General features: G+C 68.8%; 9 protein-coding genes and 1 pseudogene. 8 read left to right on the top strand and 2 right to left on the bottom strand.

Annotated features, from left to right (window positions below; genetic code table 11):
* Positions 1–119 precede the first annotated feature (119 nt).
* The gene (locus H576_RS16665) at positions 120–1,136 is read left to right on the top strand and encodes a substrate-binding domain-containing protein (protein ID WP_029150340.1); all 1,017 of its coding nucleotides are present in this window, start codon (positions 120–122) and stop codon (positions 1,134–1,136) included.
* Between the two features lie 157 nt (positions 1,137–1,293).
* Here H576_RS16665 and H576_RS0106965 read toward each other — a convergent pair whose 3' ends face one another.
* A complete protein-coding gene (locus H576_RS0106965; RefSeq protein WP_051172358.1) occupies positions 1,294–2,022 on the bottom strand; it encodes an SDR family oxidoreductase in 729 nt (242 codons plus the stop codon).
* Between the two features lie 111 nt (positions 2,023–2,133).
* Between H576_RS0106965 and H576_RS0106970 the strand changes: the two genes are divergently transcribed.
* The 6 genes from H576_RS0106970 (at position 2,134) to H576_RS0106995 (ending at position 10,046) form a co-directional block, all read left to right on the top strand.
* Positions 2,134–2,919 carry an SDR family NAD(P)-dependent oxidoreductase gene (locus H576_RS0106970; protein ID WP_029150342.1) on the top strand — a complete coding sequence of 262 codons (786 nt, stop codon included), beginning with the start codon at positions 2,134–2,136 and terminating at the stop codon, positions 2,917–2,919.
* Positions 2,920–2,928: 9 nt separating this feature from the next.
* Positions 2,929–3,672 (top strand): FadR/GntR family transcriptional regulator, encoded by a 744-nt coding sequence (locus H576_RS14715; protein WP_051172329.1) that lies wholly within the window; start codon positions 2,929–2,931, stop codon positions 3,670–3,672.
* Positions 3,673–3,823: 151 nt separating this feature from the next.
* Positions 3,824–5,164, top strand: a complete 1,341-nt coding sequence (locus tag H576_RS0106980; RefSeq protein WP_029150343.1) for an ABC transporter substrate-binding protein — start codon at positions 3,824–3,826, stop codon at positions 5,162–5,164.
* A gap of 72 nt (positions 5,165–5,236) precedes the next feature.
* Positions 5,237–6,196, top strand: coding sequence for a carbohydrate ABC transporter permease (locus H576_RS0106985; RefSeq protein WP_029150344.1), 960 nt, complete (start codon positions 5,237–5,239; stop codon positions 6,194–6,196).
* The gene (locus tag H576_RS0106990; protein WP_084502523.1) at positions 6,193–7,128 is read left to right on the top strand and encodes a carbohydrate ABC transporter permease; all 936 of its coding nucleotides are present in this window, start codon (positions 6,193–6,195) and stop codon (positions 7,126–7,128) included. Before H576_RS0106985 ends, H576_RS0106990 begins: the two co-directional genes overlap by 4 nt.
* A 56-nt stretch (positions 7,129–7,184) precedes the next feature.
* Entirely contained in the window at positions 7,185–10,046 is a 2,862-nt protein-coding gene (locus H576_RS0106995; protein ID WP_029150346.1) for a glycoside hydrolase family 2 TIM barrel-domain containing protein, read from the top strand.
* 261 nt (positions 10,047–10,307) lie between these two features.
* On the opposite strand, the pseudogene H576_RS14720 reads toward H576_RS0106995, so the two are convergent.
* Positions 10,308–11,622 (bottom strand): annotated as a pseudogene (locus H576_RS14720) (ISL3 family transposase).
* A 186-nt stretch (positions 11,623–11,808) separates the two neighbouring features.
* Here H576_RS14720 and H576_RS0107010 point away from each other — a divergent pair.
* Positions 11,809–13,503, top strand: coding sequence for an ABC transporter substrate-binding protein (locus H576_RS0107010; protein WP_029150347.1), 1,695 nt, complete (start codon positions 11,809–11,811; stop codon positions 13,501–13,503).
* Position 13,504 lies beyond the last annotated feature (1 nt).

Genomic DNA, 13,504 nt, shown 5'->3' on the forward strand with positions numbered 1-13,504 from the left:
GCATTAAGAAACCGTTTCGCACTCTTGCGGAAACAGAGAGACATTTGGCGTATGGATCCGCTTCGTCAAGCGCTGTGAGGGGATCCGTAGAGAGAAACAGTTTCGTTCAGGAGAAACCCATGCCACGGACAGCAGGGCCGACGCTCGCCTCGATCGCGGCGGCGGTCGGCGTCACGAAGAGCACCGTGTCGAAGGCGCTCAACGACAGGCCCGGCGTCTCCGACGAGGTGCGGCGGCGCGTGCGGGCCGCGGTCGCCGAGGCGGGATACGAGCCCGCGCCGCGCGCCCGCGTCGGGGGCCGCACCGTCGCGGTGATCTTCGACACGCTCGCGAACCTCTACTCGCTGCGGCTCCTCGACGCCCTCGTCGCCGAGGCGCAGGGGCGCGACGTCGAGATCGTGCCCGACGTGCTGCTGCCGCTTCTCGACGGGCCGGGCGGGATCCCGACCGAGGAGCGGATCCGCGCGCTCCACGCCCGGGGGCACTCGGGCCTCCTCGTCGTGACGACGCGCATGCCCGCGAGCCTCGTGCGGCTGTGCGCCGAGCTCGACCTGCCGCTCGTCGCGATCGACCCGCCGAACGCGCTCGACTCGTCGGTCGCGAGCGTCGGCTCGAACAGCTGGATGGGCGGGATGCACGCGACGCAGCACCTCATCGAGCTCGGTCATCGGCGTATCGGCTTCGTCGGCGGATCCCCGCAGCACACGGGCCTGCGCGAGCGGCGTGCCGGCTATCGCACGGCGCTCGAGCAGGCGGGCATCGAGGAGGATCCGGCCCTCGTCTCCGAGCTCGGCATGCTCACGGCGGGGCAGCCGGCCGCCGACATGCTCGAGCTGCCCGACCCCCCGACCGCATTCTTCGCGGGGACCGACGCGTCGGCGCTCGACGTCCTGCGGCACCTGCGGGCGGCGGGCGTCGACGTGCCGGGAGATGTGAGCGTCGTCGGCTACGACGACGCCTACGCCGTGCTCCCGCTGCCGGTCGCCATCACGACGGTCCACACACCGATCGCCGAGATCGGCCGCGTCGCCCTCGGCACCGTGCTGGGCCTGCGCGACGGGATCCCTCCGATCTCGCACCACCTCGAGCTCGCGACCGAGCTCGTCGTCCGCGAGACGACGGCCCCGCGCCGGTAGCCCCGCGCCGCCGAGCCTCTGGCGATCGCCCGAGACTCTGACGATCCGGCCGGATCCGGCGGGAGCCGCGCGATCGTCAGAGTCTCGGGGTGTCGGCGGGCCGTGTTTGCCGCGCTCGAGAGCGCGCCGCGGCCGGGTGAAGACGGGCCCCCGGGTGCTACCGCTGGCCGATGGGGGAGACGGCGAGTTCGTCGATGCGGACGTGCGCGGGGGAGTCGAGCACGAACCGGACGGTCCGCGCGATGTCGTCGGCGGTGAGCATCTGCGCGCGCTGCTGGGCGCCGGGCACCTCGGGCCGCATCGCGAGGAAATCGGTGTCGACGTCGCCGGGGCACAGATGGCACGCCTTCACCCCGTGCGCTCCCTCCTGGTCGTTGAGAGAGGCCACGAGCGCGCCGAGCGCGGTCTTGCTCGACATGTAGGCGACGCCCGCTCCGGGGGAGAATCGCCATCCTGACCGTGACGACACGACCACGATGTCGCCGCGGCCGCTGCGCCGCATCCCGGGCAGTACGAGATCGACGACCCTCGCCACGCTCGTGAGATTCGTGTCCACGATCGCCGCGAAGTCGGTCATGGACTGGTCGCCCCAGTTCCGCCGCGGCGTGTTGAGTCCGGCGGCCAGCACGACCCCGTCGACATCGCCCCAGGTGTCGACCAGGCGCCCGTGGGCCTCGCCGAGCGCGTCCTCGTCCGTGACGTCGACGGCGAGTTCGAGCGCCTCTCCGCCCGCGTCGCGGATCATCGTCGCCGTCTCGGCGACGGCATTCGCTCGTCGCCCCGACACGGCCACGCGCCATCCGCTCGCGGCGGCCGCGACGGCGCTCGCGCGCCCCATCCCGCTGCCCGCTCCCGTGACCCACAGAACCCTGCGCTCGGTCGTCATCATCGGCGTCCTCTCGGTTAAGTCTCCTGATACCGCATTTGGCAAGGCAATAGTATGCATATTTAAGGCCAGGGTGGCGGAGCTGCCGCCTTCTTGAGGAGAGGAAAGCACATGGAGTGGGACATTGCGGGACGCGTCGTGGTCGTCACCGGCGCCGGACGCGGCATCGGCCGGACAATCGCCGAGACGTTCGCGGCGGCAGGAGCACGTGTCGCCGCGCTGGACATCGTGGAGGAGGGTGTTCTCGACCTCGCTCGATCGGCGAAGGAGAAGGGATACGACGTGGAGGGATTCTCGGTCGATGTGACCGACGGTTCCTCGGTGCGCTCGACGCTCGCCCGTGCGGCCGAGCGTTTCGGCGGCATCGACGTCGTCGTCAACAACGCGGGCATCAACGTCGAGGGGCGCGTCGCGGATCTCGACGAGGGCGCCTGGCAGCGCTGCTTCGACGTCAACGTCGCGGGCGTCTTCCGTGTGTGCCAGGCGGCGATTCCCTACGTGACCGAGAGCGCGCACGGACGCATCATCAACGCCGCGTCGTTCGCGGCCCTCGTGCCGAGCATCGGCAGCGCGGCCTACGCGGCGTCGAAGGCCGCCGTCGTGCAGTTCACGCGAGTGCTCGCCGGTGAGCTCGGCCCGCACGGCGTCACCGTGAACGCGTACGCGCCCGGCATGATCCCGACGGCGATGAACGGGTTCGCTGAGATGCCGCAGGACGCCCAGAATCGCCTGCTCGACACGCTCACGTTGCGGCGCTGGGGCGCTCCGGAGGAGGTCGCAGACCTGCTGCTGTTCCTCGCGAGCGATGCCTCGCGCTACATCACGGGCACGCTCGTCGACGTGAGCGGCGGCAAGCTCGTCACGCAGATCCCCGCCCGCGCGTACGAGGGGCGGTAGATTCCCCGCATGTCCGTTCCCACGGCTCGATCTCCGCGCCACCAGTCCCTGCCGGGCCTGCATTCGCAGGTGCTGGACGCGCTCGGCGTCGAGATCTGCTCGGGCCGCCTCCCGGCGGGGTCGGTGCTCACCCTGGAGGAGATCGAGAAGGCTCACGGCGTCTCGCGCTCTGTCGGCCGCGAGACGATCCGCGTTCTCGAGTCGATGCGCCTCGTCATCTCTCGCCGTCGCGTCGGCGTAGTCGTCCTGTCTCCCGACGAGTGGAACCTCTTCGACCCCCGCGTGATCCGCTGGCGCATGGAGTCGCCTGACCGAGATGAGCAGATCGACTCCCTCGCCGAGCTGCGCATCGCCGTCGAGCCGGAGTCTGCGCGGCTCGCGGCGACGCGCGCGACGCCCACGCAGGCCGCCGAGCTGGTCGGCATCGCGGGGCGGATGTGGGCGGCGAGTGAGGAAGGCGATCGTGAGCGGTTCCTCGAGCTCGACGTCGAGTTCCATGCGCTCCTGCTCGCGTGCTCGTCGAACGCGCTGTTCCAGCAGCTCGAGTCACTGGTCGGCGAGATCCTGACCGGATGGCTCGCGCACGGCCTCGGCCCGGCCCACCCTCACCCGGAGGCTCTGCGCCTGCATTCGGACGTCGCGGCCGCCGTGCAGCGACGCGAGCCCGAGGAGGCGTTCGCCCGCATGCGGCAGCTGCTGCTGCAGAGCGCGGAGGAGAGCGCGTCGACCCGTGAAGGAGTCGAGGAAAAATAAAGCATACGTAATTTGCTTACTGGGTGTTATCGTATCCTTGCGCGTCGTGACGTAAAGGTGCGGACGGCGCGTGGCGGCTCGGGCAGAAGGCCTGTGCGCTTCGCCCCTCCGGAGGCTCACCGCAGAGCCCCGCACCGCGGAAGGAACCCCCATGAACCACATGCGCCGCACAGTCGCCGTGCTCGGTGCCGCCGCACTCTCCCTCTCGCTCATCAGCTGCGCGGGAGGCACGACCAGCGACGGCACCGCCGCTGCGGGCCCGTCGCAGGAAGAGATCGACGAGGCGCTCTCGACGCCCACGACCATCGAGTTCTGGTCGTGGGTGCCCGACATCCAGAACGAGATCGACCTGTTCGAGGCGAAGTACCCGGACATCACCGTGAACCTGCAGAACCAGGGCGGTGCGACGGCGCAGTACCAGAAGCTTCGCGCGGCGATCAAGTCGGGCGACGTGCCCGACGTCGCTCAGATCGAGTTCTCGTTCCTGCCCTCGTTCACGATCACCGACAGCGTGCTCGACCTCGCTCCGTACGGCATCGCCGACCTCGAGGGCGACTACGCCGCGAGCGCGTGGAGCCAGGTCAGCACGGGCGACCAGGTCTGGGGTCTCCCGCAGGACCTCGGGCCGACGGGGCTGCTCTACCGCACCGACCTCCTCGAGGAGGCTGGCGTCGAGGTCCCCGCCACGTGGGACGAATTCGCTGAGGCCGCTGCCACCGTGAAGGAGAAGACGGGCGCCTACCTCACCGATCTTCCGGGCAACAGCTTCTCGCCCATCCTCGCCCTGCTCTGGCAGGCCGGCGCGAGGCCGTTCGGCTATGACGGCGACAACACCATCACGCTCGACTTCGACAGCGAAGAGATGCAGCGGGTCATCGGGTACTGGAACGACCTCATCCAGCAGGATCTCGTCGCGACGGAGCCGCAGCTCGACGACAACTGGTATCAGCGGATGTCGCGCGGCGACTATGCGAGCTGGCTCGCCGCGGCATGGGGCCCGGTCTTCCTGCAGGGCACCGCGGCGAACACGACGGGCCTGTGGGCCGCCGCCGAGATGCCGCAGTGGGACTCTTCTGCTCCTGCCTCGGGGAACCAGGGCGGCTCGGCCGACGTCGTCCTGGCCGACAGCGACGACGCGATCGTGGCCGCCGAGTTCGTGAAGTTCCTCAACCATGACGAAGAGTCGACCGACATGCTCGCGACGGAGCAGTACCTCTTCCCGTCGCTCGTCGCCACACAGGAGAATCCTGAGTTCCGCGAGCAGGAGCTCGAGTTCTACGACGGCCAGCAGGTCAACGACGTCTTCGTCGGCATCTCCGACACCGTCGCCGCCGACTGGCAGTGGCTGCCCTTCAACGACTTCGCCAGCTCGAGCTTCAAGGAGACGCTCGGCGCGGCGATCACCGAGCGCACCGACCTCTTCGCGGCGCTCGACGAATGGGAGCAGCAGCTCTCCGACTACGCCGAGCAGCAGGGCTTCACCGTCGAGTGATGCCGGCCGGTGCCGAGGAAGGCCCTTCCTCGGCACCGGCCCCTGCCCGCTGACAACCGCGAAGGGATCTCCATGACCACGCTCACCGCCCCGCGTCCTCGGACGGACGGGCCGCGCCCGGCGCCCGCTCCACGCCGTCGATCGCGCGACACTCGGCGCAAGCACATCGCTGCGTACGCCTTCCTCCTGCCCTTCCTCATCGTGTTCGTCGCGATGCTCGTCGTGCCGCTCTTCTACGCCGGCTACCTCAGCCTGTTCCGCGAACAGCTCGTCGGCGGCAGCGCCTTCGTCGGACTCGAGAACTACGTGCAGGCCCTGCAGGACCAGCGCTTCCTCGAGGGCGTCGGACGAATGGCGCTCTTCCTCGTCGTCCAGGTGCCGGTGATGCTCATCCTGGCCCTCGCCTTCGCGCTCGCCCTCGACTCCGGTCGCGTGCGCGGCGGCAAGTTCGCCCGCCTGGCGATCTTCGTGCCGTACGCCGTGCCCGGCGTCGTGACGACCCTCATGTGGGGCTACCTCTACGGGCGCAACTTCGGCCCCATCGCTCAGGTGTTCGAGTGGATGGGCCTCGACGCCCCCGATCTGCTGTCGTCCGGCACGATCCTCGGTTCGATCATGAACATCGTCACGTGGCAGTATATCGGCTACAACATGGTCATCATGTACTCCGCGCTGCGGGCAATCCCCGGCGACCTGTATGAGGCAGCGCGGATCGACGGCGCCGGCCAGTTCCGCATCGCCTGGAGCATCAAGATCCCCGCAATCCGCTCGGCCATCATGCTCACCGTGATCTTCTCGATCATCGGCAGCTTCCAGCTGTTCAGCGAGCCGAAGCTGCTCTACGAGATCGCCCCCAACGCGATCGGCACCTCGTTCTCCCCCAACCTCTACGCGTACAACCTCGCGTTCGTGAACCAGGACGTCAACTACGCCGCTGCGATCGCCTTCCTGCTCGGCTTCGTCATCATGATCGTCTCCTACGCCGTGCAGCTCGGCACGGCCCGTCGGGAGAAGAAGGGAGCGGCGCGATGACCGCGCTCGCCGAAGACACCTCGACCCGCGCGGTCGTCAGCGGTCCGCGCCCCCGGCGGCGCAATCGGGACGCGGGCACGCCCCCGGGCGAAGGCCGCAGCACCGTCCTGACCGTGCTCCTGTGGCTGTGCGGCGTGTACTTCCTGCTGCCGCTCGTGTGGCTCATCATCGCCTCGACGAAGGACAACACGGGCCTCTTCACGAGCTTCGGGTTCTGGTTCGCCGGTGAGACCCACCTGTGGGACAACCTCGTCACGCTCTTCACGCAGCGCGACGGCGTGTTCGGGGTATGGGGCCTCAATACCATCGTGTACGCCGTCGTCAGCGGCGTCGGCGCGGCGCTGCTGTCGACGGCGGCCGGATACGCATTCGCGAAGTACGACTTCCCCGGTAAGAAGCTCTGGTTCGCGGTCGTGCTCGGCGCGATCATGGTGCCGACGACCGCGCTCGCGATCCCCACCTATCTGCTGTTCGCCGACTGGGGACTCACGAACACGATGTGGTCGATCATCCTGCCGTCTCTCGTGAGTCCGTTCGGCGTGATGCTCCTGCGCGTCTACGCGGAGGAGGCCATACCTGACAGCCTCATCGAGGCCGCGCGCATCGATGGAGCGGGCGAGTTCCGCATCTTCTGGCAGATCGCCGTGCGGATGCTCACCCCCGGCATCGTGACAGTGCTGCTGTTCGCGCTCGTAGCCACCTGGAACAACTACTTCCTGCCGCTCATCATGCTGACCGACCCGGCGCTCTTCCCTCTCACCGTGGGCTTGGCGCAGCTGCAGGCCGCGAGCGAGGCGGGCGGAGGCGCATCAGCGCAGTTCTCGACGGTCATCACGGGATCTCTGGTCTCCGTGATCCCGCTCGTCATCGCGTTCCTCTACCTGCAGCGCTACTGGGTCTCCGGCCTCGCGACCGGATCCGTCAAGGAATAGCGCCCCGCGCACCAGCACCGCTCTCTCGCCCACATCGACGAATTCCTAGGACGACCATGCCCTCTCCCATCTATATCGAAGACTTCCTCCCGCGGCGCGGGACCCTTCCCGCACGTGCGTGGGCACGGTCGGACGCCCCGCAGGTCGATCTCGGCGGACGGTGGCGCTTCCGGCTCAATGACCGGGCGGACGCCGACCTCGACTTCGTCGCGCAGGGGTACGACGCCCACGAATGGCGCACGATCCCCGTCCCCGGCCACTGGCAGCTCAACGGCTTCGGCGCGCCGGCGTACACGAACCGCAAGTATCCGTTCCCCGTCGACCCGCCTCGCGTGCCCGCGGAGAACCCGACGGGCGACTACCGTCACGAATTCTCCGTGCCGGCCGAATGGGATGTGGAACGGCTCTACCTGCGCTTCGAGGGCATCGACTCGGTCGGTGCCGTGTGGCTCAACGGCGTCGAACTCGGGGTGACGAGCGGCAGCCGCCTCATCGCCGAATTCGACGTGACCGACGCGGTGAGGCGCGACCGCGCCAATGTGCTCGCCGTGCGCGTGCATCAGTGGTCTTCGGCGACGTACCTCGAGGACCAGGACATGTGGTGGATGTCGGGGATCTTCCGTGACGTCACTCTGCTCGGGCGCCCGCGAGACGCCATCGACGACCATGAGGTGCACGCCGACTACGACCCGTCGACCGGCGCGGGGCTGTTGAGAGTGACCGCAGACGTGCCCGCGCGGGTGATCGTGCCTGAGCTCGGGATCGACGCGGCGGCGGGGGAGGACATCGTCGTGGCTGCGGTGCGACCGTGGTCGGCGGAGGAACCGCATCTGTACGACGGTGAGCTCGTGAGCGCGGGAGAGCGGATCGCCATGCGGATCGGGTTCCGACGCATCGCGATCTCAGGCGGCGTGTTCACGGTCAACGGGCGGCGCACCCTCATGCGCGGCGTCAACCGCCATGACATCGACGCCGACACGGGCCGTGTCGTCTCAGAGCAGCGGATGCGTCACGACATCCTCCTGATGAAGAAGCACAACGTCAACGCCGTTCGCACGAGCCATTACCCGCCCCAGGCCCGGTTCCTCGAGCTGTGCGACGAGCTGGGCCTCTGGGTGATCGACGAATGCGACCTCGAGACGCACGGGTTCTACCCCATCGACTGGTTCCACGAGCTGCGCGGGAACCCGGCGAAGGACCCTCGGTGGCGTGACACGCTGGTCGACCGGATGCGCCGCCTCGTGGAACGCGACAAGAACCGTCCCTCGGTCGTGATGTGGTCTCTCGGCAACGAGTGCGGCGAGGGGGCCAACCTCGGTGCGATGGCGGAATGGGCCCGCGAGCGGGACCCCTCGCGGCCGCTGCACTACGAGCGCGACTGGTCGACCGAGCACGTCGACGTCTACAGCCGCATGTACACGACGCAGGCCCAGCTCGAGCTGATCGGTCGCGGCGAGGAGGAACCGTACGCCGACCCGGACCTCGATCGCGCGCGGCGGGGGAAGCCGTTCGTGCTCTGCGAGTACGCGCATGCCATGGGCAACGGACCCGGGGGACTGGCGGAGTACCAGGAGATCTTCGAGCGGTATCCGCGCCTGGCGGGCGGCTTCGTCTGGGAGCTCTACGACCACGGGCTCAGGACCCGCACGGAAGACGGAACCGAGTACTTCGGCTACGGCGGGGACTTCGGCGAGACGCTGCACGACGCGAACTTCGTCGCCGACGGGCTCGCATTCTCCGACGGCACGGCCGGGCCGGGGCTCGTGCAGCTCGGCGCCGTGTATGCGCCGGTGGTCCTGGCCATCGCACCCGGTCGCCTCGACGTCGAGAGCCGGTACGACCATGGCACGACGGCGCATCTCGCCTTCCACGTGCGGGCTGAACGCGAGGGCGAGGTCCTTGCCGAGATCGAGGTCGACGTGTCGCCGGTCGCACCGCGCGAGAGCATCCGGGTCGCTCTGCCCGATCTGCCGATGCATCCGGGGACGGTGTGGACCGCGACGGCGTCCCTCGCAGAGGACACGTCCTGGGCGGAGGCCGGGCACGAGATCGCGTTCGCACAGCACCTCGTGCCGATCGACCGGGTGGCGATCCCAGCCGGCGGTCCGGTGCCCCAGGGAGGGGGTTATCGCGTGGGCCCTGCTCGGTTCTCGGCCGAGGGCGAGCTGTGCGCGCTGGGCGGGCTCGATGTGGAGGGATTCCGCATCGACGTGTGGCGTGCGCCGATCGACAACGACCGTGACTTCTCGTGGGTGCCCCGAGAGCCGACGTGGCGGCGCACCGGACTCCACGACGCGCGGTTCCGCACCGATCGCGTGGACGCCGACGAGGATGCGCTGCGCGTAGAAGGTCGCCTGGGGTTCCCGGGAAGCGACCTCGGCTACGACATCCGCCTGTCCTGGAGAGGACGCGGCGATGAGGTGGCGATGCGCGTGGAGGGCACCCCGTCGGGCGCGTGGGACGTCGACCTGCCGCGGTTCGGCGTGCGCTTCGCCCTTCCCGTCGAGATGCGCGAGGTCGAGTGGGACGGCTACGGCCCCGGTGAGGCCTACGCCGACTCGCGGTCGGCCGTGCGGTTCGGGCGTTGGCACGCAGGCGTCGAGGACCTGCAGACTCCGTACGTGTTCCCGCAGGAGAACGGCAACCGGATCGACACAGCGCGGGCCGCGCTCAGCGGGGGAGGGAGCCGACTCGAGATCGTCGGTGCCCCGGCGTTCGATCTCACGGTCCGGCCCTGGACGAGCGAGGCGCTCGCCGCGGCCGCGCACCCCTTCGAACTCGTCTCCGACGGCCGAACGTGGGTCAACGTCGACGCCGGCCAGCAGGGCCTCGGGTCGGCGTCATGCGGGCCCGGAGCGCTGCCATCGGCGCGGCTGCTCGCCCGGAGCTTCGACTTCACCGTGGTGTTCCGCGCCTGAGGCGGCGGAACGGGGCAGCCGACGTCGCCTGCGGCTGACCCCGCGCCGCCGAGCCTCTGGCGATCGCCCGAGACTCTGACGATCCGGCCGGATCCGGCGGGAGCCGCGCGATCGTCAGAGTCTCGGGGCCCCGGCGGGCTGTGTTTCCCGCGGATTAAATGCCCCGCGCCCGGCGTGACGATTGGATTTCACGCCCTCCGCGGCGGTCCGGGCATCCGTATAAATGAGAGTGCAGTTGCACATTGCACGGTCATATCAGGCTCATCGTGTTTGAGGGTGTAGCAGGGGTCTGAAGCCGCCGGTCTCGAGTAGCGACCGGGCGATGTAGTGGGTCAGGTTCCGGAAGCCCAGCGCGCTGCCGCGGAGGTGCTCAAGGCGACCGTTGATCGCCTCGGACGGGCCGTTGGACGTGCCGGGGTGGTCGAAGAACGCGAGGACGTCGGCGGCACGGCGCGTGATCGTGCGGCCGAGGCTGATCAGCTCGGGCAGATCCTTCGGAACGCCGCTGGTGAGCCCCGCGATCATGGCCTCGAGGATCTTCTTCCCGCGCGCCGGATCCTTGTGTCGGTAGGCGGCGACGGCGCGCTGGTAGATGTCCTAGGCGATCTCGACGGCGAGGTGGTCGGGGTGCTGATCGAATACGTCCTCGAGCTTCGCGAGCTGATGCTGCGTCAACAGGCCGAGCCCCGTCCTGAGCAGGCGCCGGCAACCGTCAAGCGGATCACCCTTCCGGCCTCGATGCCCGAGAGTCTCCTGCTGAACACGCTGGCGGGTCTTGTCGAGGGCGTCGCCGACCAGGGCGACGACATGGAATGGGTCCATCACCGCGACAGCGTCGGGGATCTCTTCGCCGGCGGCGGTCTTGTAGCCGGCGGACCCCGTCCATCGCGACGATGTCGATCCCGTCGCGCCAGGCCTCGGGGCGTCCGGAGAGCCAGGTCTTGAAGGCGTGTTTCGACCGGCCCGGGATCATGTCGAGCAGTCGGGCGGGGCCGGTCTTCTCGCGGGCCGGGGTGAGGTCGATGATCACGGTCACGTACTTGTCGCCGAGGCGCGTGTGGCGCCAGACGTGCTCGTCGACACCGATCGTGGTCACCCCGTCGAACCGGGCGGGATCGTCGATCAGGACGCGCCGCCCTTCGGCGAGGATCGCGTCGTTGGCGGCATGCCAGGACACGTCGAGAGACTCCGCGACCCTGGCGACCGGTAGGTGCTGGCAGACGACCGCCTCGAGCGCCCACCGAACAGCGGCGCGGGTGAGCTTCCCGCGCGGCTCAGCAGCTGCCGTGGTGTCCTCGCGCCAGATCGTCCCGCACGAGGAACAGGCGAAGCGGCGGACGCGGACCAGGAGCGTCGTCGGCCGCCAACCCAGCGGGACATGCGCGAGACGGCGTGCCTGCGTTCCTCGGGCTATGCCCTCAGCACCGCAGCCGCGACAGAACGGGTCGCGGTCGGTGACACGGCACTCCAGCACCGCTTTATCCGGCGAGATCTCCTGACCGGTGACGGTGAGGCCGTGGTCGTCGAGGAGGCAGAACGCAGAGAGATCGGGGGTGGCGAAGGTACCGTGGGACACGTCGAGGTCTTTCGGATGGCGAGCGTAGGAACTTCCATCATCGGAAGGCCTCGACCTCGTCTCCGCGACCGCCACGCCGCCGACTCGTCAGGCGGGCGCCACACCCTCAAACACGATGAGCCTCATATCACCCGATGCTACTGTCCCCTCAATGCAATGGGGCAGAGAAAGAAAAGGACTGACGCTGTGAGGACCAAGTTCAAGACGGGCGCCGTCGCGCTCACGCTGGCGGGCCTGATGCTCGTGACGGGCTGTTCAGGGCAATCGACCGGCTCGTCCGGTTCCGGATCCGCGGGCGACGAGCCGCAGTCCGGCGGGACCGTGCACATGCTGCAGAACGCCGACTTCTCCTACCTCGACCCGGCGCGTGGGTGGGACGGCGGCGTCAACGCCTTCTATCGCCTGATGTATCGCGGGCTGACGATGCAGGCTGCCGGCGACGCCGACGACCCGAACGCGATCGTCCCCGACCTCGCCGAGTCGCTCGGGACGCCCTCGGATGACGGCCTGACCTGGACGTACACGCTCAAGGACGACATCTTCTTCGACAACGGGGATCCGATCACGTCCGCCGAGATGAAGTTCGGCATCGAGCGCGCGTGGGATCCGGACATCGGGATCGGATCGCCGTACCTCAAGTCGACGATCGACGCACCCGACGACTACCAGGGGCCGTACGTGACGGGCGACCTGCCCACGATCGAGACGCCGGACGACAAGACGATCGTCTTCCACCTGGCCGAGCCGTTCCCCGAGTTCGACAACGTCCTCGCGCAGCCGAACGCCGTCCCCTTCCCGGAGGGCACGGGCGGCGGCGACGAGTTCATCAACGACGTCATCGCCTCGGGCCCCTACACGCTCGACAGCTACACGCCGGGCAGCTCGATCCACCTCGTGCGCAACGAGTACTGGGACGCCGACTCCGACGACGTGCGCAAGGCCTACCCCGACGAGTGGCAGTTCGAGACCGGGATCGACCCCGCGACGATCGACGAGCGCATGATCGCGGGACAGGGATCGGACGCGAGCGCGATCGCGAGCAAGATCGGGAGCGCGACGCTGCCCCGCATCCAGACGCCGGAGCTGCAGGCGCGCGCCATCACGGCCCCCGCGTACTGCACGACCTACATGTCGATGAACACGACCAAGGCGCCGTTCGACGACGTGCGGGTGCGCCAGGCCGTCAACTGGGCGATCGACCGCTCGGCGGTGCAGAACGCCTCGGGTGGAACGCAGCTCGCCGAGATCGCGACGACGATCATCCCCGACGCCGTCTCGGGCCACAAGGACTTCGACCTCTACCCGAGCGACGGCGAGAAGGGCGACGCCGACGAGGCGCTCGCGCTCCTGAAGGAGGCGGGCCTCGACGAGGGCTTCGAGTTCACGCTCGACATCCGCAACCAGCCCGCCGCGCAGGCGCAGGCGGAGGCGATCCAGCAGTCGCTCGAGAAGATCGGCGTCACGGTGGACCTCAACGTCATCGACACCTCGATCTACTACGAGACGATCGCGACGCCGTCGAAGCAGAACGACGCGGCGATCACGGGCTGGTGCCCCGACTGGGCGTCGAGCGCCAGCACGTTCATCCCCCCGCTGTTCGACGGCGACGGGATCACCGACCGCGGCAACCAGAACCTCGCGCAGCTCGACGACGCCGACGTGAACGCCCGCATCGACGAGATCCGCGCGATGGACGACCAGGACGCCGCCAACACCGCGTGGGGCGACCTCGACGAGCAGATCATGGAGCTCTCGCCGATCGCGCCCCTCGTGCTCGAGAACGGGATCTTCCTGCCGGGCGAGAACATCGCCGGCTACATCCCGAACACGAACATGACCGACCTCACGATCGTCGGCCTCAAGGACCCCTCGAAGGGCTGAG

It is taken from the genome of Microbacterium indicum DSM 19969, from assembly GCF_000422385.1.
GTDB lineage: Bacteria > Actinomycetota > Actinomycetes > Actinomycetales > Microbacteriaceae > Microbacterium > Microbacterium indicum.

Coding starts and splice junctions, on each gene's coding strand:
- H576_RS16665 (WP_029150340.1), top strand. CDS start 120: ATGCCACGGACAGCAGGGCCGACGCTCGCCTCGATCGCGGCGGCGGTC.
- H576_RS0106965 (WP_051172358.1), bottom strand. CDS start 2,022: ATGACGACCGAGCGCAGGGTTCTGTGGGTCACGGGAGCGGGCAGCGGG.
- H576_RS0106970 (WP_029150342.1), top strand. CDS start 2,134: ATGGAGTGGGACATTGCGGGACGCGTCGTGGTCGTCACCGGCGCCGGA.
- H576_RS14715 (WP_051172329.1), top strand. CDS start 2,929: ATGTCCGTTCCCACGGCTCGATCTCCGCGCCACCAGTCCCTGCCGGGC.
- H576_RS0106980 (WP_029150343.1), top strand. CDS start 3,824: ATGAACCACATGCGCCGCACAGTCGCCGTGCTCGGTGCCGCCGCACTC.
- H576_RS0106985 (WP_029150344.1), top strand. CDS start 5,237: ATGACCACGCTCACCGCCCCGCGTCCTCGGACGGACGGGCCGCGCCCG.
- H576_RS0106990 (WP_084502523.1), top strand. CDS start 6,193: ATGACCGCGCTCGCCGAAGACACCTCGACCCGCGCGGTCGTCAGCGGT.
- H576_RS0106995 (WP_029150346.1), top strand. CDS start 7,185: ATGCCCTCTCCCATCTATATCGAAGACTTCCTCCCGCGGCGCGGGACC.